A 22,262-nucleotide genomic window follows, 5' to 3' on the forward strand; every position below is an offset into this window, starting at 1 on the left:
GGAACTGCAGATTTCCTCTGCAATGAACGACGAAGTGATTGACAGGCGTAGTCTATGGAGAGCCAAACTATTCAGCAAATGAACAATACGAATACTTTCATAAATACGGTGAATGGTGTGAAGCTGCATCAACTGGACCTGAACCTGCTGCTGGCACTGGATGCCCTGATCAGCCTGCGCAGTGTCACACGGGCGGCAGAGAAACTGTTTGTCAGCCAGCCGGCGATGAGCCACTCGCTCAACCGCTTACGGACATTCTTCGACGACCCGCTGCTGGTGCGCTCGCCGCATGGCATGCTGCCGACGCAAAAAGCACTCTATCTGCAACAGGGCGTCCATCAGGCGCTCAGCCTGCTGCAAAGCCATTTCAGCCAGCCGGAGGCCTTTGACCCGGCAACATCGGCGCGCCGCTTCACCCTGTGCACCACGGATTATGTAGAGTGCGTGCTGATTCCGCCTCTGGTGAAAAAACTGGCGGAGGAAGCGTCCAACGTTCATATCGACATCACCATCCTGCGGGAAGACATTCCGGAACTGGCGCTGGCCGACGGTGAAATCGACTTCCTGCTGGGTTTTGACGAATACATGTCCATCCCCAGCTATCTATGCCGGGAAACCTGGCTGAACGAGCCGCTGATCGGCATCTTGCGCCATGATCACCCGCTCCAGAATGATAGGCTGACACTATCGGATCTGATTGCCTTGCCGCATGTCTTCCACGCGCCGCTGGGCAATCTGGGATCGCCAATGGATGGTTTTCTTGCCGAGCGCGGCTTGCAACGCAAGATTTCGGTGCACAGCCAAAGCTATATGGCTGCAGCCGCCATCGTCAGCAACACCGATCATTTGTTTATCCTGCCTAAGAAAGTAGCGGCGATGATGGCGGGCTACTGGCCGTTGAAGATGGTTGCATTGCCGGAAGAGTTGCCAGGCTACCACCTTAACTGCATCTGGCACCCTGTACAGGATAGTAATCCTGCGCTGCACTGGCTGCGCGATTTGATGCGCAGCCTCATCGAATCCGATGATGCGGCACTGCCCCGGTATTCGCCGCATGAATAAGTGCATCAAAATGAATCATTTTCCCGCATAACGCTATCTCTTGTAGATTAGCCGCCATATTGCAGAACAGCCCATGCGTGCGCCGGCTGCCGTGCGGCATGACCCGCCTGCGCCTGCAGGAAACAGTCACCGCGATGGGAATGAAATCCGTCTTCTTAGTGGAGGTAGTAGCATGATTGAGGTTACCGAGCTATCCATTGCCGAGTTGCGTGCCGCGCTCGAATCCGGGCGTTCGACAGCGGTTGAACTGGTCAAAGCCTATCTGGCGCGGATAGAGGCCTACGATGGCCCCGCGACGGAGACCAGGCTCAATGCGGTGGTGGTGCGTAATCCGGACGCGATCAAGGAAGCCGAGGCATCCGATGCCCGTCGCGCCCGTGGTGAAACGCTGAGCCCGCTGGACGGCATCCCCTATACCGCCAAGGACAGCTATCTGGTGAAGGGGCTGACCGCCGCTTCAGGCAGCCCGGCGTTCAAGGATCTGGTAGCTCAACACGATGCCTTCACCATAGCGCGCCTGCGCGCAGCCGGCGCCATCTGCCTGGGCAAGACCAATATGCCGCCCATGGCCAATGGCGGCATGCAGCGCGGCTGCTACGGTCGTGCCGAAAGCCCCTACAACGCCAACTACCTGACGGCGCCGTTCGCCTCCGGCTCTTCCAATGGCGCCGGCACCGCGACGGCCGCCAGCTTCGCCGCCTTCGGCATGGCCGAGGAGACCTGGTCTAGCGGCCGCGGCCCGGCCTCGAACAATGGCCTGTGCGCCTATACGCCGTCCCGCGGGGTCATCTCGGTACGCGGCAACTGGCCATTGACGCCGACCATGGACGTTGTCGTGCCGTACGCCCGCACCATGGCGGACTTGCTCGAAGTGCTCGACGTCATCGTCGCGGACGACCCGATCAGCCGTGGCGACCTATGGCGCCTGCAGCCCTGGGTGGAGATTCCCAAAGCCTCGGCGATCCGGCCAGATTCCTATTCCGGCCTGCTGGCGCAGCCCGATGCACTCAAAGGCAAGCGCTTTGGCATACCACGCATGTACATCAACAAGGACGAACTGGCCGGCACCAGCGAGACGCCTGGCATCGGCGGCCCGACCGGACAGCGCATCCATACCCGCGCGTCGGTGATCGATCTCTGGGAAGCGGCGCGTCAGGCGCTGGAAGCCGCCGGAGCGGAAGTCATCGAAGTGGATTTTCCGCTGGTTTCCAACTGCGAAGGCGATCGTCCCGGCGCGCCCACCGTATTCAACCGCGGCATCGTCTCAGCTGAGTTCCTCAATGACGAGCTGTGGGAGCTGTCCGGTTGGGCCTTCGATGAGTTCCTGCGCGCCAACGGCGACCCCAAGCTCAAGCAACTGGCTGACGCGGATGGTCCGAAGATCTTCCCGCACGATCCGGGCACCTTGCCCAACCGCGAAGGGGACCTGGCCGCCGGCATGGACGAGTACGTCAACATGGCCAAACGGGGCCTCAAGTCCTATGACCGGATTGAAAGCGTACCGGATGGTCTGCGTGGCCTGGAAAAGACCCGCAAGCTGGATCTGGAAGACTGGATGGATGAGCTAAAGCTGGACGCCGTGCTGTTCCCCACCGTGGCCGACGTCGGCCCCGCAGATGCGGACGTCAATCCGCGCTCAGCCGACATCGCCTGGAGCAACGGCGTCTGGGTAGCCAATGGCAACCTCGCCATCCGCCATCTTGGCGTCCCCACTGTTACCGTGCCGATGGGAGTGATGGCTGATATCGGCATGCCGGTGGGGCTGACTTTTGCCGGGCGCGCCTATGATGACAACGCGCTGCTGCGCTTCGCCGCCGCATTTGAAGCCACCGGCAACAAGCGCATGATCCCGCCGCGCACGCCACCGCTAGCTCCATGAGCACCGGCGAGGGCAGACCAGGACGGGTGTTCAGCCGGTAGCAGTGGCTTGGAAGCCATCATTGCTTGCCTTGAGGGGGATTCCCGCTCTGGCCGAAACTGCATCCATAGGTAGTGGCGCTGGACGACGACTTCAGCTGAATAAGCACACAATAGCAACGACAAACCCGCCGTTAGGCGGGTTTGCTGGGATAGTGATGCACAGTTCAGTGTTATGTGCACGGGCCAATGCCAATGCTTACGAACTCTCTCGTGTAAGGCCCGATCGCCTATCTTTGCAGCAGCTGCAAAAAATGCTCTCTAGTTTCACCGCAGGAAAAAACAAGAAGGGGGGAATTGGTGGACCGAAGGAGGATCGAACTCCCGACCTCTGCATTGCGAACGCAGCGCTCTCCCAGCTGAGCTATCGGCCCAAAGTGAACGCCATCATATGCCAAGCGGCTGGGCTTTGCCAAGGCCCGCCGCTGGCGCGGCGTCAGGCTGGCGCATCCCCGCCACAGTCAAGCATTTAAATGGCATGCCCGCGCCCGGCGAGACTACACTGCTCCGGTCCATCCATCCTCGCCGGAGATTCCCATGCTGCGCATCCTGGGCCGCACCAGTTCCATCAACGTCCGCAAAGTGCTGTGGACCTGTCATGAAATCGGCATCGACTACCAACGCGAAGACTGGGGCCGCGGCTTCCAGTCCGCCAGCAGCCCGGAATTCCTGGCGCTCAACCCCAATGCGCTGATTCCGACAGTGGTGGACGACGGCCTGGTGCTGTGGGAATCCAACACCATCTGCCGCTACCTGGCCGACTCGCGCCGGGCCAGCCACTTGCTGCCCGCCGATCCGCGCAGCCGCGCCCAGGTGGAAAAATGGATGGACTGGCAGGCCACCGAGCTGAACGGCTCCTGGGGCTATGCCTTCCACGGCCTCAGCCGCCACAGCCCGGAACACCAGGACCCGGCGCTAATCCAGGCCAGCATCCAGCAATGGGGCCACTATATGGCCATTCTGGACCGGCAACTAGCCGCGCAAAATACACCCTATATCTGCGGCGACGATTTCACCCTGGCCGACATCGTGCTCGGCCTGTCCATCCACCGCTGGCAGCTGACGCCTTTCGACAAGCCGGAGCTGCCGCATGCGCACGCCTATTACCAGCGGCTGATTCAACGGCCGGGGTTTGTGACGCATGGAAGTGTCGGAGTGGCGTAAAACATGGCCGCGGATATTTTACATACCACCCAAAACAAATATGGCCAAGTAAGTTTAGAAGCCATTGAGCTTTATAAGACTGGTACTCCATTGCCAGAGGCTTGGCATCTAGCCGCCATCAAAATATTTAGCCAGAAGCAGCAGGCAAGCATTGAAAAGGGTTGCCCTAAGTCCGCTTTTTTGGGACTGGCCTCTGAAGGGAAAATTAAGGGAATACCAAAAGGACACTATACAAACTCAGTAAAAAATCAAAAATATGCATTAACCGCATTAGAAATCATAACAAATAATCCCTTACTAGCCTCCAATGCGGCGCTTCTATGGAAACTTATCATGAATGGAGTAGAAAAAAGTCATAACCAACAGATGGATGTCGTTATCACTCTGTGGAACGCTAAAAAGTTCTCTCATCAATAAGTCAGAAAATTGAGCGTAAAAACGAAAGAAGCCCGGCAACGCCGGGCTTTCACTTCTCAGACTGACTTAAGCCTTCCTCACCTTGCCCTCTAGCTCAAAACTCGCCTCCACCGCCCGGTGGTAGTCGTGCTGGCCATCGACATGGGCGAACACGTCCAAGCCGCGCAGCCCCAGAGATAGAACACGTTCCAGATGGTTGAAGAAGGCCACCCAAACGCCGCGCTGCTGCGCATTGGCGAAGTCGATGTCGCGGGCGATGCGACCGAGCAGGCCGGAGCCGACCAACAGCGGATTGTCCTTCAGCCATTGCAGCAGATGGGCGGCGTATTCGCGGCCGTCGGCGCAGGCCTGTGGATAAGAGTCGTAGCTGGGCTCGATCTGCCAGTAATGGGGATAAGTGCGGTCGGGGATGAGGCTGACGAAGGGCAACAGAGTTTCGACGGCTTCTCTTGAGGCGCCTTTGTAGCGGCGGCGCGGGGGAAAAAATGGATTCATATACAAGCTCCTGAGCAAAGCCTGTCGCTGAACTTGCGCAGTTCAGCGCCAAGACCACATGAAAATGAAAAATGCGACTCTGATTTCATTTGCCCATGTAGTTCTCTGAACCCATCACTATGGGAACAGACTAGAACGTAAGGGATTGGCGTACAGCCGTCACCATCGTGGCCGCGCAACACGGCGCGATGGTTGGCACGCGCGCGGTTTGCAACGCGTGTTCCTTACTATTCAGGTTTGCACTCCCGATGCCGCCATTGCGCGGCACAAGGCGGATTGTTGCCGCTGTGGCGGGCGGGGTCAAGAGCAGGAGGAAGCCTGGGGTAGACTTCCTCAATCAGCAACGCAAGCCGGTGGGCGCATCGAAGCTTTCCATCTCTCCCAGAGAAGCGATCAGCTGTTCCAAGCGAGCGGCGAATCGGTCCACGGCTTCGATGAAGTCATGGGATGATAGCGTATCGCTGGGCAAGTGTTTGACCAGCATGACGGCTCCGGTGCTGTCGTCAAACGCCAAGCTGCCCTCGCCGGCCTCGGCCAGCGTCAGATTAAGGGCTAGCGCTTGTTGCCAGAACCCGGCACTGCCGTTGGCGCTGAATTCACCCAGCATGCCGTACAGGATAAGACTGTCGGGCAGGCTACGAATAGAGAGCATCAACCGCTGGTCCAGCAACAGAAAACATTGCCCGTGCGAGTCCAGCGTAAGTTCCATGCCGATGGCGCGGCCCAGGCTGTCTAGAAGTTCTGCGTTTTTGTCCATGGAGATACCTTGTGAGCGGACCGGCAACGGTTCGGGCGCTCATTGAATGGCGAGGCCTATCAGCTCTTCGCTGCGTTTGATCATGGCGTGGGCGGCAAGGCTCAGTTGCTCCGCGCCTTGGGGATGACTTTCCAGATAGTGGTGCAACGCCTCCACCAGACCGGCGGTTTTACGGGTGAGGGCGGCCGCGTCGTCGTCGATATTGGGGGCGCCTTCACGCATGGCCTTGACCAGCCCCAGGGCGTCAGCTCTGCCGACGGCCAATTGTTCGAAGTGGGCGCCGATGCGAAAGACTTGCTGAGCATTGCGCTCCTTCAACGCTTGGCGTTGCACGGCTTGGGCTTCCGGTCTTCTTTCCTTGTTGATTTGCTGCTTGAGCTGGCTGATTTCTCTCTTGAGTTCGCCCATGCGGCCCTGATTGAGGAAACCGTCCCATTCCGTTTTGACGCCGGGCTGTTGCAGCATGCCGCTGCAACGCTCGCCGATGTCGGCGACCTGGCGGTTGAGGCTGTCCATCCTGGCTTGCAGGCGCTCGGCATAGGCATGGGCCTTGTTGGGGTCTTCGGTGACCCAGCTGGCGCTGAACGGCACGAAGTTTTCCGCGCCGCCGGCGCGTAGCATGCGCAGCGCCATGGAGGCGCAGTTTTCCTCAGTGCTGGCCAGGGTATAGCCAATCCGGCCTTCGGCGGCTTCTTGCTTGACGTGGCGAGCCTCGTGGAGGATGGCTTTTTCATTGAGGCCGAACAATACGAATTTGGCGGTTTTGCCGCTGGCGGCCACTTCTTTATTGCGTCCCATCATCGGCAGATAGACTTTGCGGGCGCTGACGCCCCAGCCGCCGTCCCGCGTGCGTTTTTGTTCCGCGCGGGGGTAGTACTGGGCTTTGGCCATCAGGTCCTGGCTGGCGGCTTTATAGCCCGCGGTACCCAGTTGCTGACGCGCGTCTTCGCCGTCGCTGAGTTTCTGCGCGGTTCGGCTGGAAACCTCTTCTTGCTTGTCCTCCCGATAGCTGCCCAGGGAACCTCCCTGCCGCTGGCCAAACAGACGGCCGATTTGCCCGCCCTGGGCGTCGCTAAACGGCCACCAGCTGATGTGCTCCTGCACATGCTTATTGGCGTTCACATCGATTTTGTTCTTGATGGTGACGGAGGCGTGGCCGGGATGATCCATGCCCTTGCATTCCCAAGAGCGGAATACGACTTGCCGCGCCAAAGGCTTGGCGTCGCCCTGGCCATGAAAGCGTTCGGCCACGGCAATCAGTTGCTCCACCACCCGCTGCTTGAGCGGCGCGCCCTGGAGCCGGCCCATGCTGTCCAGCGCCGCTTGGGCACTTTCCTGGCCATAACGCCGGGAGAGCGTGTTGATGAAGACGCCCAGAGCGGTTTGGTTTTCAGCCTGTACGCGCTGGCTATAGCTTTTGACGGCTTCCAGGTTTTTCAGCAGCGGTAGTTGGGACAGGCAGGCATAGAGCCGACCCTTGAAGCCTTGGCTGGCGACGGTCACCGTGGGTTCAGGCGTCTTTTCATTGACGACGACTCTGCCGCCAAGCCTAGCCGCCTGGACGAAAGTATTGAGATTGAGTGTGGTCATGGGCTGAAACGAGCGGGATGATGAAGCGAATGGTTTCGATAGTGAGTAAACCCCTGTTTCCCTGCTATCAAATTTCGCTCACCCGCCCGCACACCGCGGTCTTACGCGGCGCTCGGCTCAGGCCCGCATATGCAGCCCGTAGTAAACCGTCTCGTTCCAGTAGCCGCCGGTGAGGTTGGCCAGATATTGCGCCGCGCGGAACAGGTCCGCCGCGCTGCAGCAGCCGGCGCTGACATTGCCGCGGTAGAGCCCGCTATTGGGATCGAACACCCAGATATAGTCGCTGCCCTTATAGACGCCGACGGCGTGGCCGGAAGCGCCGCCGTTATGCATCAGGTTGAGGAACAGCGCGTCGCCGCGCACCATCCGATTTTCGATAATGTCTTGCCAGGCTTGGGCGCTGGCGCCGTGGGCGTTGTTGCAGTAGTGGCAGAAGGTGAGGCCGAAGGTTTCCGCGTGATTGGCGTCTCCCACCCGATTGTGGGCGGCCACCGAGGGATAGACCTGCTGTTCCAGATAGGAGGCGAAGCGGAACAGATAGGCGCCGTTGTCGAACTGCTGGTAAAGCGCGTCCGCCTGTTGGGTGGTGGGCAGGTAGTCGCCGGCGCTGCTGCCCCAGTTGCGTTTGCCCACGCGGTCCTGGATGTGCTTGAGCCACAGGCAGACCGCGGCCTCGCACACCCCGGCGGCGTTGGCGCCGTTCCCGGCGTTATTGAAAGCTCTTTGCAAAGACCACGCCATCGCATCTCCCCTTGTTGTTCACGGTTTCCACTTGCAAAACACGCGCATGTCATGGCGCGATATTTTGAAATAAACCGTAAACGGCGTTTGCGCCAGTGGATTCCAGCGCGAACGCGGCCCGGCGGCGAGGCCGGGCCATGGAGATTCAATGCCATGCTGACGACGCGTCAGCAGATCGTAAACAGGTTCTCAGCGCCGGAACAGCTCAGCTTCGCTCGCCGGCTGCAGCCGCAGCGGGCCGGACAACGCTTGCAGGAAGGCGTGCAGCGCCTGCTTTTCCGCGGCGCTGAGGCCCAGCGGCTTGAGCAGCGGCGAGGGCTTGGGCAGGGTGTATTTTTCCACGCCCACCACTTCCACCAGATTGCCGCCGCTGTTGTAGAACTCGATCACGCCGGCGCCGTCTTCATCCAGCGGCATGTCGCCGGTGTGCATGTAGTCGCTGGTGTAGAGCAGATCGCGCAGGGTGGGGGTGCGGAATTTGCCCAGATCGGCGCGCAAGCCGGTGACGCCGCCGCGGCCCAGGTCTTCCTTATTGCGGCCGATGTAGTTGAGACCGGTGTTGTGGAACTGGTTGTCGGACAGCAGCGGGCTGTTGTGGCAGTTGATGCAGCGCGCCTTGGTGCGGAACAGATGCAGGCCCCACAGCGCCTGGTCGTCCAGCGCGGCGCGCTCGCCCTTGAGGAAGCGGTCGAAAGCGCTGTCCTGGCTGATCAGGGTTCGCTCGAAGGTGGCGATGGCCTTGGCCATGCGGTCCAGATCCACCCGGCTGTCGCCGTAGGCGGCGGCGAATAGCGGCGCATATTCCGGCGCGGCGGCGATCTTGGCCACGGCCTGGCCCAGCGGCTGATGCATTTCCAGCGGGTTGACCACCGGGCCCTTGGCTTGCTCTTCCAGGCTGGCGGCGCGGCCGTCCCAGAACAGCGCGCCGACGTAGGCGGTGTTGAGCAGGGTCATGGCGTTGCGGCCGCCCAATTGGCCGATGTGGCCTTGGGACACCGGACGCGGATCGCTCCAGCCGTGTTCCGGCGCGTGGCAGCTGATACAGGCGATGCGGTTATTGCGGGACAGCCGGGGATCGCGGAATAGTTTGTCGCCCAGCACCACTTTTGCGGCGCTATAGGGGTTGTCGGCCGGAAACGGCGCCGCGGGCAGCAGGCCCAGATCTCGGAAGCCGGCTTGCGCCGACGCGTCCAGCGTGGGCGCGGGCCAAGCCGCCTGGCGCTCCGCGCCGGGCTGGTATTGGCTGTAACTGGTCCGCCATTGCGCCAGCTGGGCGGCGTCCGGCGCCTTGCCGTCGCTATCCGGCAGCGGCGGTTTGGCCGGACGGATGGAGAGGGCGACCAGCAGCGGCTGCTCGGCCTCAGCAGCGAGCCGGGCGGCACTCTGTTTCCCGCCGTCGCGGTCCAGGCCGTAGAGTTCGCCGCCGGCGTCGCGCGCCCATACCCGCGCGGCGGTATTGGCGGCGGGATAGTCCGGGTCCTGTTGCAGTTGCAGCCAGCGGATGGCCTCGGCCACCGTGGGCAGCCGCCAGTTGTCCTGCTGGCACAGCCGCTGCTGTTGCAGCGCGGCCAGCGCCGGGTTGAGGCTGGCCGCGCCGGCCGGCCGCGGCCGGGCCTGCCACAGGATGATGTCACGCCAACCGTCCGGATGCTGGTTGTCGTCGACGCAGGCGGCCTGGGCCGGCGCGGCCAGTTGGCCGTCGGCGCTGACCGGGATGTAGGCCGGCGGCTTCGTCTGATTTTGTTCCGGATTGGGATCGTCGGCCAGCTTGGGGCCGCGCACCAGACGCAGCCGCGCCGGCTGGCCCAGGCTGAGGCTGACGCTGGGCAGGGTGCGGTGGGTGTCGTCGAAGGCCACCGCCAGCGAACCTTCGCCGCGGCGGCTGGTGGCGGTCCAGTAGAAGGCGGCTTCGGCATCCGGGAAGACGTGGCGGTCCATGGCCGGCAGGCCGCGCGAGCGGTCGTACTGGCTCCAGTCCAGCAAGGTTTTCAGTTCGCGCTCGGTGGGCAGCCGCCAGCCGCGTTCCGCGGCGATGTCTTCTTCGCTGTCTTCGAAGCCGCAGAGTTTTTGCTTGCTCACGGCCTCTGTGTAGGTGACGGCCAGGCAGTCTTCCTGACCGGGTTCGCATTGGGCCGAGCGTTCCGGATTGCGGCTGGCGCTGGCGTAATAGCTGTGGAATTGGCTACGCAGGCCTTGCACGGATTTCACTTCCCAGATCAGGCCGGTCTGCTTGTCTTTCACGCAGCCGGCGCGTTCGCCGGCGTCGGTCAGCGGTGCGCCGTCCGCTTCGGCCAGTGCGGTGAAGCGCGGGCCGGGCGGCTGTTCGCGCAGCGCGGCCAGGCTCAGGCGGAAGTGGCTGGCCGCGTAGTCCGCGGCCACCACGCTGCGTGCGATGCCGGCGCTGTCCAGCAGGGTTTGCAGATCGCCGGCCTGTTCCAAGCGCATGCTGCGCCGGAAGCGGACGGCGGTGTCGGCGCTGATCTGGATGCCGTTGTTGGGATTGTCGTCTTCGTCCAGCGTCAGCAGCAGCTGCACTTGGCGCAGCACTTTGGGATCCGCCGGGTTCTGGCTGCCGGCCAGTTGCAGCGGAGTCAGCTGGGGCGCGCCCAGGCTGCGGCCCAGTTCCAGCTGGCCGATACGGAAGACAACGGTTTCACCGTCCAGATAGCGGAATTCGCCGTTGGCGGTGGTCTTGCCGGCATGGCTGCCGCTATCGTAGTCCAGGCCCGCTACCGGGCTATCGACAAAGACGCCGGTGCGGACCGGCTGAGCGGCGGGGCCGCCGGAGCAGGCGGCCACGGCCAGGCTGCCCGCCAGAATGAGGGAGAGTGCAAGGCGCGAGTGCATTTTTGTAATTGAGAATTATTTTCAAAACGGCAGATTATGCGTTTGTAGAGTTGTTCGTACAAGAAGCATGTCGAGGATAGGCAAGCCGGAGTCGCGCCTTGCTCACTCGCGGTCACAAGGGTGGGCTTGTGGTTCTAGATCAGGAGAGACTGAATGCCGCGTCTTTCGCGACGCGGCATTAAAGGGATTGCGAACAGCCAGTAATCAGAGCGGACGGCCCAAGCCGCGGAGGGGGGAAGGATTCTCGGAACGAACCGAGGCATAACCCAGCGTGGACTTGGCCATGCCATGCGGCGGCGGCTCGTCGGCCAGCTTGGGACCTCGCACCAGACGCACCCTTGCCGCTTGATCCTTGCCCAGACTGATACTGGCTAGGCTGCGGTGAGTATCATCGAAGGCAACCACCACCGTCCTCTCCTCTGAATAGCTAGTGTCGGTCCAATAGAAGGTGGCCGCCGCATCCGGAAATGCGTAGCGATCCAAGGCCGGCAAACCAAGGGCTTTGTCCCGCTGGCTCCAATCCAACAGCGTCTTCAGCTCCCGTTCTGTTGGCAGCCTCCAGCCACGATCACCACCGCCGTCTCATCGTTGAAACCACAAAGCTTCTGCTGTCTGACAGACTGGACATAAGTGGCGACCAGGCAATCCGACTGATCGGATTCGCATTGGGCCGGCCGCGGGAGGATGCCGCCGGTGCTGGCGTAGTAGCTATGGAACTGGCTGCGCAGGCCTTGTTCAGCTTTCACCTCCCAGATCAGGCCGGTCTGCTTGTCCTGCACACAGCCGGCGCGCTGCGTGGTCCCATCCAACGGCACGCCATCGGCTTCGGCCAAGGGGATGAAGCGCGGAGTGGAAGGCTGAGTGAGCAAAGCAGCCAGGCTGAGCTGGAAATGATAGGCGGCGCGATCAGCGCTGATCAGGCGGCGGGCAATGCCGGCCTGATCTAGCAAGGTTTGCAGATCGCCAACCTGTTCCAGATTTTGGCTGTGGTTAAAGAGGGCGGCGGTCTCCGCCGCGATCTGAATGCCATTGTCGGGATTGCCGTCCTGGTCCAGGGTCAACAGCAGTTGTACCTGACGCAGCACCTTAGGGTCCGCCGCGTCCGACCTGCCGGCCAATTGCAGCGGGCTGAGATGGGGTGCGCCCAGACCGCGACCCAACTGCAACTTGCCAATGCTAAAGGCGACGGTTTCGCCATCCAGATAGTGGAATTCACCGGTGGCGGTGGTTTTACCGGCGTGGCTGCCGCTGTCGTAGTCCAAGCCGGCTACCGGGCTATCGACAAACACGCCGGTACGCACCGGCTGAGTGGCGGGGCCGCCGGAACACGCGGCTACCGCCAGGCAGGCCGCAACAAGGAGGGGAAACTGGAAATGCCGGTTCATTCTTACAACAAACAATCATTTTTAGGACGAGCGATTATGCGTTTGTAGACTTATCCGCACAAGGAAAATGTCGAAAACAAGCAATCCAAGGTCGCTATTAGGCTTTTGGCATGCCGCATGTCAATGCAGACATCTCGCTAACTGGACGATGCGCAGCGCCAAGACGTGCGGACCAGTGGCCGCAGACCTCCCCCAAGTTGTTCAATGCCTGCCCGGCCGTTAGAACCTGTTTGCAATCCGCTGCGTGTTGGCGGGGTAGTTAGACAAGAGCGTTAAAACTGTTGTCGAAACGCAAAGCTACCACTTTACACTCCGCTTCCTCAGCCGCTTCCGCCCTGCCTCGCGAAACCGTGAACAGACACGAAGAGCAGAGGCGCAATGACTGAAACTAAAAAAAAGCAGCCCAAGGGCTGCTTTCGTATTGGACGCTCGGTTTCAGCGTCGCGCGGCGTCCGGCCACACCCAGTCGCCGGGCGGCGGGGTCTGGCTGCCGGACGGGCTCAGCACATCGGACCAGGCCTTGATGCTGCCCGCGTATTTGCACAATGCGGCGTAGGCGGAGACATTGCCGGCGTTGCCGTTGTATACGCCCACTTGCACGCCCTTGGGCGACAGCAACGGGCTGCCGGAGTCCCCGCCGCGGCCCACCGTGCCGTTGGCCAGCAGGGACACGCCGTTGGCCAAGGGCGACGGCCCCAGCCGCTGTATATTGGCGACGCGGACGTCCATCAGACTGGCCGCCAGCTGGCCGCCGGTCTCCGCCATGCGCAGATTGGCTTGCATCGCGCCTATCGCGCCGTTGCAGTCCTCTTGCGCCACCACCGGCACCGTTCTGGCGCCGTCAAGGCCGGCGATGGGGCGGGATAGTTTCAGCAGGGCCAGGTCCACCGCTACGCCGTTGTGGTCGAACTTGATCCAGTTGGGCTTGGCGTTGTTGCGCGCGGTTTCCACGCGCTGGGCGAAGTGACGGCCGTAATGAGCGGTCACGCTGTTCCAGTTGTCCAGAATGCAGTGCGAGGCGGTCAGCACCAGGTCCGGCCCCACCAGCGAGCCGCCGCAGATATTGCCGCCGGACGAGCCGCGGAAATCCAATTTGACGTAATGGGTTTCGGTGGGAGAGAACGGCGCGGCGGCGGTCAATTGCGCGCTGGCCAACAGGCATGCGGCGACAATGAGTTTATTCACGGAATATCCTTTTCAAAATCGTTATTGCGGTTTTCATCATCCAAAAATACCGGACGAGGCCGCCTTGATTCGCTCGGAATCTGCCAATTCCTCGTTGCGAGCCTGCCGTCCGGTTGCAATGATTATGTGATTTTCGAAATGATTTTCATGTGTGAATTTTCCATGCCCGGCCGCCGTTAAAATAACAAAGTCATAAGTTTTTATTAAAACTTCTTACTGCGCACGCGGCTAATCCGCCTGTGGCGCGCCGCGATACGATTGTGCTGAAACTGAAATAGCCGCTTTGTTAATTTTCACCGCTTTTCCAACAGTTTTAATAATCCATATTTAATTAATTTTGTATTGAATTATGATTTTTCGGATTAAACAAATAAAAACCGCATCGTAAACGATGCGGTTTTTATTCAGGGGGACGCCAAATGCGCTCAAGGCATGAACGCGACAACGCGTTAGTTTATCCACAGGTCGGCAAGAACCGCCTTCTTATCCACAGTCACGCCTGCGCCGCCGATCCTTGGTCCATCGGCAGCAAACGCGCCGACCAGCGCCAGCAGACGCGGCGACGGCCGCCAGACCGCCAGCAACCGCAACCACCAGCAGCTGAAGCTCAGCCACAAGACGACCCGCCACAAGGGCAGGCCGCCGACGCCGACGAGGCGGTACAGACCCAGCCCGGAGACGGCGAAGTCCAGCAGACAGGCGGCCGCGCTCAACAGCAGCGCGCGGGCTTTAAAGCCGGCCGGCAACGCTTGCCAGGCCAGCAGCGCGCCGGCCAGCAACAGCACCACGTAGCGGTCGCGGAAGCTGAACAGCAGCCAGGCGCCGACGCCGAAGATCAGGCTGCCCAGCAGCAGCCTGGGCCAGGGCTTGCCCGCCTCAGGCGTCATAGCCCAGATTGGGGGCGAGGTCGCGTTCCGCCTGTTCCACGCTGACGCCGCGGCGTTGGGCGTAGCTGGCCACTTGGTCGCGCTCGATCTTGCCCACGCCGAAATAGCGCGAGGCCGGATGGCTGAGGTAGAAGCCGGACACGGCGGCGGTGGGCAGCATCGCATAGCCTTCGGTCAGCGTCATGCCGATGGCCGGCGCGTCCAAGAGCTCGAACAGCGCGGTCTTGACGGTGTGGTCCGGGCAGGCCGGGTAGCCGGGCGCGGGGCGGATGCCCTGGTACTTTTCGTCAATCAGCGCTTCATTGTCCAGCTGCTCGGCGGCGGCATAGCCCAGAACTCGCGGCGCACGCGGGCGTGCATCAGTTCGGCGAAGGCTTCGGCCAGCCGGTCCGCCAGCGCCTTGAGCAGGATGGAGGAGTAGTCGTCGCCGGCGTCCTCGAAGCGTTTGACGTGCGGCTCGATGCCGATGCCGGCGGTGACGGCGAAGGCGCCGATATAGTCCTGCACGCCGCTGTCCCGCGGCGCGATGTAGTCGGCCAGCGCCCAGTTGGCCTTGCCGTCCATCTTGGGCAGTTGCTGGCGCAGGCCCACCCAGCTCATCAGGCTGGCGCGCTTGTCCGGATCGCGGATTTCAATATCGTCGTGGTTGACGCTGGCGGCCGGGAACAGGCCGATCACCGCGTTAGCCCCCAGCCAGTTCTCGGCAATGATCTGCTTGAGCATCACTTGCGCGTCCTCGTACAAGGCGCGCGCGGATTCGCCGACGATCTCGTCGTTCAGGATGCGCGGGAAGCGGCCGGCCAGCTCCCAGCTCTGGAAGAACGGCGTCCAGTCGATGTAGGCAGCGATCTCGGCCAGCGGATAGCGCTCGAAACGGCGCACGCCCAGCCATTGCGGCGTGGGCGGCTGGTAGGCGGCCCAGTCTATCGCCTCCTTGTTGGCGCGCGCCTGTTCCAGGCTCACCACCTTGCGGCTCGCCTTATTGGCGTGGCCTTCGCGCGCGCGGTCCTGCTCGGCCTGGTTTTCCGCGACGAAGCCGTCGCGCAGGGTGTCGGACAGCAGGTTGGAGCACACGCCGACGGCGCGGCTGGCGTCCGGCACGTAGATCACCGGGTGCTGGTAGTGCGGGGCGATCTTGACCGCGGTGTGGACCTTGGATGTGGTCGCGCCGCCGATCAGCAGCGGGACGCTGAAGCCCTGGCGCTGCATTTCCTTGGCCACATGGCTCATTTCTTCCAGGCTGGGGGTGATCAGGCCGGACAGGCCGATGATGTCGGCCTTGTGTTCGACGGCGGCGTCCAGGATTTTCTGGCAGGGCACCATCACGCCCAGATCGATCACCTGGTAGTTATTGCAGCGCAGCACCACGCCGACAATATTCTTGCCGATATCGTGGACGTCGCCCTTGACCGTGGCCATGATGATCACGCCCTTGGCCGGCGCGTCGGCCAGGCCCAGACGGATCTTTTCCTCTTCGATGAAGGGCTCCAGGTGGGCGACGGCGGCCTTCATCACCCGCGCGGATTTGACCACCTGCGGCAGGAACATCTTGCCGGCGCCAAACAGATCGCCCACCACGTTCATGCCGTCCATCAGCGGACCTTCGATCACATGAATGGGGCGCGCGGCTTTCTGCCGTACTTCCTCGGTGTCTTCGACGATGAAGGTGGTGATGCCCTTGACCAGCGCGTGCTCCAGCCGCTTTTCCACCGGCAGCGCGCGCCAGGCCAGGTCTTCGCCCTTTTTCTCGCCGGCGGCTTCGCCCTTGTATTTTTCCGCCAGCGCGATCAGGTGTTCGGTGGCGTCGCCGCCGTCCTTGGGCGCGCGCATCAGCACCACGTCCTCGATCCGTTCGCGCAGTTCCGGGTCCACCTCGTCGTAGACTTCCAGCGCGCCGGCGTTGACGATGCCCATGGTCATGCCGCGCTGGATGGCGTGGTAGAGGAAGACGGCGTGGATGGCCTCGCGCACTTTGTTGTTGCCGCGGAAGGAGAAGGAGACGTTGGACACGCCGCCGGAAATCTTGGCGTGCGGCAGCTGTTGCTTGATCCAGCCGGTGGCTTCGATGAAGTCCAGGCCGTAGCGCGCGTGCTCCTCGATGCCGGTGGCCACGGCGAAGATATTGGGGTCGAAAATGATGTCTTCCGGCGGGAAGCCCACTTCGTCCACCAGAATGCGGTAGCTGTTCTCGCAGATTTCTATCTTGCGGGCGTAGGTGTCGGCCTGGCCGGCCTCGTCGAAGGCCATGACGATCACCGCGGCGCCGTAGCGGCGGATCAAGCGCGCCTGTTCGACAAACTTGTTCCGGCCTTCCTTCATGGAGATCGAGTTGACGATGCCCTTGCCCTGTATGCACTTGAGGCCGGCCTCGATCACGTCCCACTTGGAGGAGTCGATCATGATGGGCACGCGGGCGATGTCCGGCTCCGACGCGATCAGGTTGAGGAAGCGCACCATGGCGGCGTGGGCGTCCAGCATGCCCTCGTCCATATTGATGTCGATGACCTGGGCGCCGTTCTCCACTTGCTGGCGCGCCACGTCCAGCGCGGTGGCGTAGTCGCCGTTGAGGATGAGCTTGGCGAAGGCGCGGCTGCCGGTGACGTTGGTGCGCTCGCCGACGTTGACGAACAGATCCCCGTCGCCGATGTTGAACGGCTCCAGGCCGGATAGCCGGCACTTGGCCTCTATCGCCGGCAGCGGACGCGGCGCGACGCCGTCCACCGCGCGGGCGATGGCGGCGATGTGTTCCGGCGTGGTGCCGCAACAGCCGCCCACGATATTGATCAGGCCGGACTCCGCCCATTCTCGGACGTACACGCCCATCGCCTCCGGCTCCAGGTCGTAGCCGCCGAAGGCGTTGGGCAGGCCGGCGTTGGCGTGCACCGACACATAGCCGGCGGACACCCGCGCCATCTCCTCGACATAGGGCCGCAGCAGGTCCGGGCCCAGCGCGCAGTTGAGACCGTAGCTGACCGCGTCGGCGTGGGACAGCGAGTTGTAGAAGGCCTCGGTGGTCTGACCGGTCAGGGTGCGGCCGGATTGGTCGGTGATGGTGCCCGAGATCATGATGGGCAGCCGCGGCGTGTCCGGCCGCTCGTCGAAGTATTTGTGAATGGCGAACACCGCCGCCTTGGCGTTCAGGGTGTCGAAGATGGTTTCCACCAGCAGCAGGTCCGCGCCGCCTTGCACCAAGCCGTCTATCGCCTCGGTGTAGGACCTCACCAGTTCGTCGAAGCTGACGTTGCGGTAGCCCGGGTCGTTGACGTCCGGACTGATGCTACAGGTGCGGTTGGTGGGACCGAGCACGCCGGCGCAATAGCGCGGCTTGGCCGGATTGGCGGCGCTGGCCTTTTCGCACAGTTCCTTGACCAGCCTGGCCGCGGCATGATTGATTTCCCACACCAGGCTTTCCATCGCGTAATCCGCCATGGCGATGGAGGTGGCGTTGAAGGTGTTGGTTTCGATGATGTCCGCGCCGGCGTCCAGATAGGCCTGGTGAATGCCGCCGATCACGTCCGGCCGCGTCAGCGCCAGCAAATCGTTGTTGCCCTTGACGTCGCTGGGCCAGTCGGCAAAGCGCTCGCCCCGATAATCGGCCTCCTCCAACTGATGGCGCTGGATCATGGTGCCCATGCCGCCGTCCAGGATCAGAATGCGTTGGGATAGGTGTTGCCGGAGGGGATGCGAGGATGTTTTTGTCATGGCGGCTGAACTTTTTTTGTCTACAACGATAACAAGCGCAACGGACTCAAAAGCTCATCTTAACACTCGCAATCAACTGTCCGGGCGCTTGCTTAAGAATAAAGAGAGAACATCCATATGGCCATTACGAATAAGCTGTGGCTGCTCGCGGGGCTGGCGGCGGCATGGTGCGGGGAGGCGTGGGCGGCGGGCAGTTTACGGATAGGCGTGGCGGATACCGACGCGGCGCCGGTGGTGATGCTGTCGCCGGACGGCGAGCACCTGCGCGGCGGCCTGTCCAAGGATATCGGCGAGATGCTGGCGGCCGAGCTGAGCCTGCGTCCGGAATTCATTCTGATCGCCCGCAAGCGGGTGGAGGCCTCCATCGAATCGGGCCGGGTGGACATCGTCTGCAACGCCAATCCGGACTGGTTCGGCAACGCCGCGCGGCTGGGCTGGACCCATGAGATCTATCCGCAGCTGGAGCGTCCGCTGACGCTCAAGCAAGCCACCGAGGTGCGCCAGGTGAACGACCTCGCCGGCAAGCGCATCGTCACCATACGCGGCTACAACTACCCGACGCTGGAGCGTTTCTGGCGCGGCAACCCGGCCTCCCACAACGAGGAGGCGCGGATGGAGCTGCTGATCAAATCGGTGCAAAAGCGGCTGAGCGACGCCGCCATCGTGTCGGAACTGGAGTTCGCCGCCTGGGCGCGCAACTGGCCGCAGGACGCGGCGCAGTTCAAGCTGCACCCGCTGGTGGTCACCTTCATGCCCACCATGTGCGCGGTGGCGCCGCATTCCGACATCAAGGTGGCGCAACTGAACCAGGCGATAGACCGTCTGCAGAAAAGCGGCCGCATCAAGGCGGTGTTGAAAACCTATCAATGGCAGCCGCAGGAATGAGCGCCGCCGGCCGGCGGCGCCGGCTCTAATCCTGGCCGCGGAAGCGCTGCTCCAGCCGGTGCATCACCTCCAGCGCGGTTTCCATCTGCTCGGCGGGAATATCCGCCAGCGCATGCCGGAAAAACGCCTCGCGCTTGGGCTGCACCTCCTCTATCAGCGCCTGTCCGGCCGGCGCCAGCGTCACCAGGGTCTGGCGGTTGTCGGCCGGATCGGTGATGCGCCGCACCAGTGCCTCCTCCTCCATGCCCTTCAACTGCCGCGTCAGCGCGCCCGGATCCATCATCAGCCGGGTGGCCAGCTGTTTCTGCGTCGCCTGCTCCAGATCGGTCAGCGCGGCGAGTATGCGCCAGCGCGGCAAGGGATAGCCCACCTGCTGTTCAAACGCCGCGTACATGGCGCGGCCGGTGCGGCCGATTTGCTGCAGCAGATTGGGAGCGCGTTCAGTCATGGATTACCGCCGTCTTGGTTTTGACATCGCGCAATTCTACATGCGGGACTCGCCGCACAAGCAATAAGCCAAGCACCGCCAGCGCCGCCACCAGCCACTGGCTGAGGTGAATGGCGTCCACCAGCGCCAGCCGCGAGGCGTCCAGCAAGGCGCCGCCGTTGATCCGGGCCGCCGTCGTCAGTTGTTCGAAACGGGCGGCGGTGTCCGGGCTGAGCAGGATTTGCGGATCGCGCAGCCAGGCCTGCCACTGCGGCGCGGCCGGCAGGGCGTTGACGCCGGCGACGTAGCGGTGGGTGACGAAGACGCCCACCAGCGCGGTGCCCAACATGCCGCCTATCATCCGCGTGGACTGAATCATGGCGGTGGCCACGCCCAGTTGCTCTCGCGGCGCGCTCTGCTGCACGAAGATGGTCAGATTGGGCAGCAACAGGCCCAGGCCCAAGCCGCCCACCGCCATCAGCGCGGCCACCAGCCAGTGCGCGGTGCCGGCGTCCACCCAGGCCAGCGCGCCGGCGGTGAAGGCGAACAGCAGCAAGCCCAGGCCCAGCAGCAAGGTGGGGCGGCGTAGCCGGGTGACGATGCGGCCGTTCAGGATGCTGCCCAGGGTGATGCACACCACCAGCGGCGTCACCAGCAGGCCGGCCTGGTTGGGCGACAGGCCGAAACCACCCTGGAACATCAGCGGCGCGTAGTACATCACCGCGAACATGCCGCCGCCCAGCAACAGCGACAGGCCGAACAAGGGCGCCAGGCTGCGGTGGCTCAGCATGTCCAAGGGCAGCAGCGGGTTGGGGCAGCGCCGCTCCCACCACAGCAGGCCGGCCAGCGCGGCCAGGCCGCTCAGGCCCAGACCGGCCATCAGCCACAGCGGCTTGTGCAGCGGCAGCCATTCCACCAGCAATTGCATCGAACCCAGCAGCGCGGCGATCAGCAGTCCGCCCTGCCAGTCCAGCTTGGACGCGGCGCCGGCGCGGCGCATCGCCGGCAGATAGCGCCAGACGAACCACAGGCTGGCCAGACCCACCGGCAGATTGACGAAGAAGACCCAGCGCCAGCCCAGGTATTCGGTGAGAAAGCCGCCCAGGGTCGGGCCCACCGCGTTGGCCAGGCCGAAGGCCGCGGTCAGCATCACTTGCCAGCGCAGACGCTGCGCGGTTTCCGGAAACATGTCCGGCACGCAGGCGAAGGTGGTGGCCACCAGCATGCCGCCGCCCACGCCTTGCAGCGCGCGCGCCAGCACCAGTTCCAGCATGTTCTGGGCCAGGCCGCACAGCATGGAGGCGACGGTGAACAGGATGATGGCGGTCAGCACGAAGGGCTTGCGGCCGTGATCGTCGCCCAGCTTGCCGAAGATGGGCACGGTGATGACCGAGGTGAGCAGGTAGGCGGTGCCGACCCAGGCGTACAGGTCGAAACCGTGCAGCTCCGCCACCACGGTGGGCATGGCGGTGCCGACCACGGTCTGGTCCAGCGCCACCATCAGCAGCACGAAGCACAGGCCGAGCATGGCCAGCACTTTCTGGCGGAAATCCAGCGCGCCGGCCGCTCCAGCGGTTGCGGCTAAGGTGTTCATTTTTGTTGATCCATCAATAATTGACTAGTCAACTATTTTGCGCCGAGAAGGGCCAGGAATCCAGTGGCGGACACAAAGATTTACAAAGCAGGGGCTCTTAGAGCCTGTTTAAGGCGCGCGAGCAAGAGCGGGGCAAGGAGAAAACGATTGAAGAAGCGGAATGTACAGCGGGTACCTGTGCATTCTGAAAGCGTTCTTAACGCCCTTGTCTAAACTATCCGGCCAAAGCGCCGCACACTTAGAACGGGTTCTTAGGCGGCGGCGCGGACGCGCCGCCGCGCGCTTCAGTAACCGCGCCGGGCCAGCCAGCTGCTGGCCTCGCTCTTGGCCAGAATGGCCACCAGCCAGTCCCGGAACACTTTGACCTTGGGCAGTTCCGCCAGCTCGTGCGGATAAACCAGGTAGTAGCTCCACTCGGTCTCCAGCACGGTGTCGAAAGGCATCACCAGCCGGCCGGAATCCAGGTCCTGGGTCACCATGGACACCTGGGCCAGGGTCACGCCCATGCCGGCGACGGCGGCGTGCAGCGCGTATTCGGAGGCGTCGAAGGTGACGCCGCTTTCCGGATTCACGCCGTTGACGCCGGCCAGTTTCAGCCAGCGCTTCCAGGTGTCCTGATCGCGCCAGGGGTGCAGCAGGGTGTGATGGCGCAAATCGTCCGGGGTGTTCAGCGGGTGCTTGCCGTTGAGCAGGGCCGGGGAGCAGACCGGGATCAGTTTTTCGCGGCAGATGCATTCGGTGCGCAGGTCCGGCGCCACTTCGGCGCGCGCCATGCCCACCACCGCCAGATCGTACTCCGCGCGGTTGAACGGCTTGTCGTGAATCAGCTGGGTCACCAGGTGCAGCGTGTATTCCGGATAGCGGGTCTGGAAGTCCGGCAGATTGGGCAACACCCAGCGCATCGCCGGGGTGGGCGGCATGCGCACGCGCAGATCGCTCTGCCGCAGCCGCAGCGCTTCGCTGGCCTCGTTCAGCAATTGGAAGGCCTCGCGCGCCGGCTTGATCAGCGCCTCGCCCTCGGCGGTCAGCGACAGGCCGCGCGCCTGCCGGGTGAACAGGGTGGCGCCGTAGTATTCCTCCAGCGTTTGCACGTGGCGGCTGACCGCCCCTTGGGTCAGGCTGAGCGCGGCGGCGGCGCGGGTGAAGGACAAATGCTCGGCGGCGACGACAAATACGCGTAATGCATTCAGCGGTGGCAGCTTCATCT

General features: G+C 62.8%; 17 protein-coding genes, 1 tRNA gene and 1 pseudogene. 5 read left to right on the forward strand and 14 right to left on the reverse strand.

What is annotated here, in order from left to right; all coding sequences use genetic code 11:
- Positions 1-54: 54 nt before the first annotated feature.
- Both HQN78_RS18620 and HQN78_RS18625 read left to right on the forward strand, forming a co-directional pair.
- On the forward strand, positions 55-1,062 hold the full coding sequence (locus HQN78_RS18620; protein WP_199225962.1) for a LysR family transcriptional regulator: 1,008 nt from the start codon (positions 55-57) through the stop codon (positions 1,060-1,062).
- A 172-nt stretch (positions 1,063-1,234) separates the two neighbouring features.
- Positions 1,235-2,941: an amidase gene (locus HQN78_RS18625; protein ID WP_235085490.1), complete on the forward strand. Its 1,707-nt coding sequence runs from the start codon at positions 1,235-1,237 to the stop codon at positions 2,939-2,941.
- A 336-nt stretch (positions 2,942-3,277) separates the two neighbouring features.
- Here the strand turns inward: HQN78_RS18625 and HQN78_RS18630 are convergent.
- Positions 3,278-3,353: transfer RNA gene (locus HQN78_RS18630), tRNA-Ala, on the reverse strand.
- A 163-nt stretch (positions 3,354-3,516) separates the two neighbouring features.
- Between HQN78_RS18630 and HQN78_RS18635 the strand changes: the two genes are divergently transcribed.
- Together HQN78_RS18635 and HQN78_RS18640 are read left to right on the forward strand one after the other, a co-directional pair.
- Positions 3,517-4,143, forward strand: coding sequence for a glutathione S-transferase family protein (locus HQN78_RS18635; RefSeq protein WP_235085492.1), 627 nt, complete (start codon positions 3,517-3,519; stop codon positions 4,141-4,143).
- 3 nt (positions 4,144-4,146) lie between these two features.
- On the forward strand, positions 4,147-4,560 hold the full coding sequence (locus tag HQN78_RS18640; protein WP_235085495.1) for a hypothetical protein: 414 nt from the start codon (positions 4,147-4,149) through the stop codon (positions 4,558-4,560).
- A gap of 66 nt (positions 4,561-4,626) precedes the next feature.
- Here HQN78_RS18640 and HQN78_RS18645 read toward each other — a convergent pair whose 3' ends face one another.
- The 10 genes and pseudogenes from HQN78_RS18645 to metH form a co-directional block, all read right to left on the reverse strand.
- Entirely contained in the window at positions 4,627-5,055 is a 429-nt protein-coding gene (locus tag HQN78_RS18645) for a hypothetical protein (RefSeq protein ID WP_235085497.1), read from the reverse strand.
- Positions 5,056-5,392: 337 nt separating this feature from the next.
- The gene (gene sicP, locus HQN78_RS18650) at positions 5,393-5,812 is read right to left on the reverse strand and encodes a chaperone SicP (RefSeq protein ID WP_235085500.1); all 420 of its coding nucleotides are present in this window, start codon (positions 5,810-5,812) and stop codon (positions 5,393-5,395) included.
- A gap of 39 nt (positions 5,813-5,851) precedes the next feature.
- Positions 5,852-7,402: a type III secretion system effector BopA family protein gene (locus tag HQN78_RS18655; RefSeq protein ID WP_235085503.1), complete on the reverse strand. Its 1,551-nt coding sequence runs from the start codon at positions 7,400-7,402 to the stop codon at positions 5,852-5,854.
- Between the two features lie 117 nt (positions 7,403-7,519).
- Entirely contained in the window at positions 7,520-8,143 is a 624-nt protein-coding gene (locus HQN78_RS18660; protein ID WP_235085505.1) for a hypothetical protein, read from the reverse strand.
- Positions 8,144-8,332: 189 nt separating this feature from the next.
- Positions 8,333-10,990 (reverse strand): cytochrome c peroxidase, encoded by a 2,658-nt coding sequence (locus HQN78_RS18665; RefSeq protein WP_235085508.1) that lies wholly within the window; start codon positions 10,988-10,990, stop codon positions 8,333-8,335.
- A gap of 204 nt (positions 10,991-11,194) precedes the next feature.
- Positions 11,195-11,515: a DUF1566 domain-containing protein gene (locus tag HQN78_RS18670; RefSeq protein ID WP_235085509.1), complete on the reverse strand. Its 321-nt coding sequence runs from the start codon at positions 11,513-11,515 to the stop codon at positions 11,195-11,197.
- A gap of 8 nt (positions 11,516-11,523) precedes the next feature.
- Positions 11,524-12,375 (reverse strand): hypothetical protein, encoded by an 852-nt coding sequence (locus HQN78_RS18675; protein ID WP_235085511.1) that lies wholly within the window; start codon positions 12,373-12,375, stop codon positions 11,524-11,526.
- 435 nt (positions 12,376-12,810) lie between these two features.
- On the reverse strand, positions 12,811-13,560 hold the full coding sequence (locus HQN78_RS18680) for a trypsin-like serine protease (protein WP_107801385.1): 750 nt from the start codon (positions 13,558-13,560) through the stop codon (positions 12,811-12,813).
- Positions 13,561-14,009: 449 nt separating this feature from the next.
- Entirely contained in the window at positions 14,010-14,447 is a 438-nt protein-coding gene (locus HQN78_RS18685; protein WP_235085514.1) for a DUF2878 family protein, read from the reverse strand.
- Positions 14,437-18,149, reverse strand: a pseudogene (gene metH, locus HQN78_RS18690) (methionine synthase). The gene HQN78_RS18685 and the pseudogene metH overlap by 11 nt, the downstream one beginning before the upstream one ends.
- A gap of 117 nt (positions 18,150-18,266) precedes the next feature.
- Here metH and HQN78_RS18695 point away from each other — a divergent pair.
- Complete coding sequence (locus HQN78_RS18695) at positions 18,267-19,034, forward strand: ABC transporter substrate-binding protein (RefSeq protein WP_107801382.1); 768 nt, start codon at positions 18,267-18,269, stop codon at positions 19,032-19,034.
- 25 nt (positions 19,035-19,059) lie between these two features.
- On the opposite strand, the gene HQN78_RS18700 is transcribed toward HQN78_RS18695, so the two are convergent.
- The 3 genes from HQN78_RS18700 to gcvA all read right to left on the reverse strand — a co-directional run bounded on the left by HQN78_RS18700 (position 19,060) and on the right by gcvA (position 22,260).
- A complete protein-coding gene (locus HQN78_RS18700; RefSeq protein ID WP_107801381.1) occupies positions 19,060-19,482 on the reverse strand; it encodes a MarR family winged helix-turn-helix transcriptional regulator in 423 nt (140 codons plus the stop codon).
- The gene (locus tag HQN78_RS18705; protein ID WP_235085516.1) at positions 19,475-21,055 is read right to left on the reverse strand and encodes an MDR family MFS transporter; all 1,581 of its coding nucleotides are present in this window, start codon (positions 21,053-21,055) and stop codon (positions 19,475-19,477) included. The genes HQN78_RS18700 and HQN78_RS18705 overlap by 8 nt, the downstream gene beginning before the upstream one ends.
- A 284-nt stretch (positions 21,056-21,339) precedes the next feature.
- Positions 21,340-22,260, reverse strand: coding sequence for a transcriptional regulator GcvA (gene gcvA / locus HQN78_RS18710; protein WP_019102440.1), 921 nt, complete (start codon positions 22,258-22,260; stop codon positions 21,340-21,342).
- Positions 22,261-22,262 lie beyond the last annotated feature (2 nt).

This window comes from Chromobacterium sp. Beijing (genome assembly GCF_021496765.1).
GTDB lineage: Bacteria > Pseudomonadota > Gammaproteobacteria > Burkholderiales > Chromobacteriaceae > Chromobacterium.

Bases quoted from the DNA above. Each gene is read 5' to 3' on its own strand.
- HQN78_RS18620 (WP_199225962.1), top strand. From the start codon at position 55: ATGGAGAGCCAAACTATTCAGCAAATGAACAATACGAATACTTTCATA.
- HQN78_RS18625 (WP_235085490.1), top strand. From the start codon at position 1,235: ATGATTGAGGTTACCGAGCTATCCATTGCCGAGTTGCGTGCCGCGCTC.
- HQN78_RS18635 (WP_235085492.1), top strand. From the start codon at position 3,517: ATGCTGCGCATCCTGGGCCGCACCAGTTCCATCAACGTCCGCAAAGTG.
- HQN78_RS18640 (WP_235085495.1), top strand. From the start codon at position 4,147: ATGGCCGCGGATATTTTACATACCACCCAAAACAAATATGGCCAAGTA.
- HQN78_RS18645 (WP_235085497.1), bottom strand. From the start codon at position 5,055: ATGAATCCATTTTTTCCCCCGCGCCGCCGCTACAAAGGCGCCTCAAGA.
- sicP (WP_235085500.1), bottom strand. From the start codon at position 5,812: ATGGACAAAAACGCAGAACTTCTAGACAGCCTGGGCCGCGCCATCGGC.
- HQN78_RS18655 (WP_235085503.1), bottom strand. From the start codon at position 7,402: ATGACCACACTCAATCTCAATACTTTCGTCCAGGCGGCTAGGCTTGGC.
- HQN78_RS18660 (WP_235085505.1), bottom strand. From the start codon at position 8,143: ATGGCGTGGTCTTTGCAAAGAGCTTTCAATAACGCCGGGAACGGCGCC.
- HQN78_RS18665 (WP_235085508.1), bottom strand. From the start codon at position 10,990: ATGCACTCGCGCCTTGCACTCTCCCTCATTCTGGCGGGCAGCCTGGCC.
- HQN78_RS18675 (WP_235085511.1), bottom strand. From the start codon at position 12,375: ATGAACCGGCATTTCCAGTTTCCCCTCCTTGTTGCGGCCTGCCTGGCG.
- HQN78_RS18685 (WP_235085514.1), bottom strand. From the start codon at position 14,447: ATGACGCCTGAGGCGGGCAAGCCCTGGCCCAGGCTGCTGCTGGGCAGC.
- HQN78_RS18695 (WP_107801382.1), top strand. From the start codon at position 18,267: ATGGCCATTACGAATAAGCTGTGGCTGCTCGCGGGGCTGGCGGCGGCA.
- HQN78_RS18700 (WP_107801381.1), bottom strand. From the start codon at position 19,482: ATGACTGAACGCGCTCCCAATCTGCTGCAGCAAATCGGCCGCACCGGC.
- HQN78_RS18705 (WP_235085516.1), bottom strand. From the start codon at position 21,055: ATGAACACCTTAGCCGCAACCGCTGGAGCGGCCGGCGCGCTGGATTTC.
- gcvA (WP_019102440.1), bottom strand. From the start codon at position 22,260: ATGAAGCTGCCACCGCTGAATGCATTACGCGTATTTGTCGTCGCCGCC.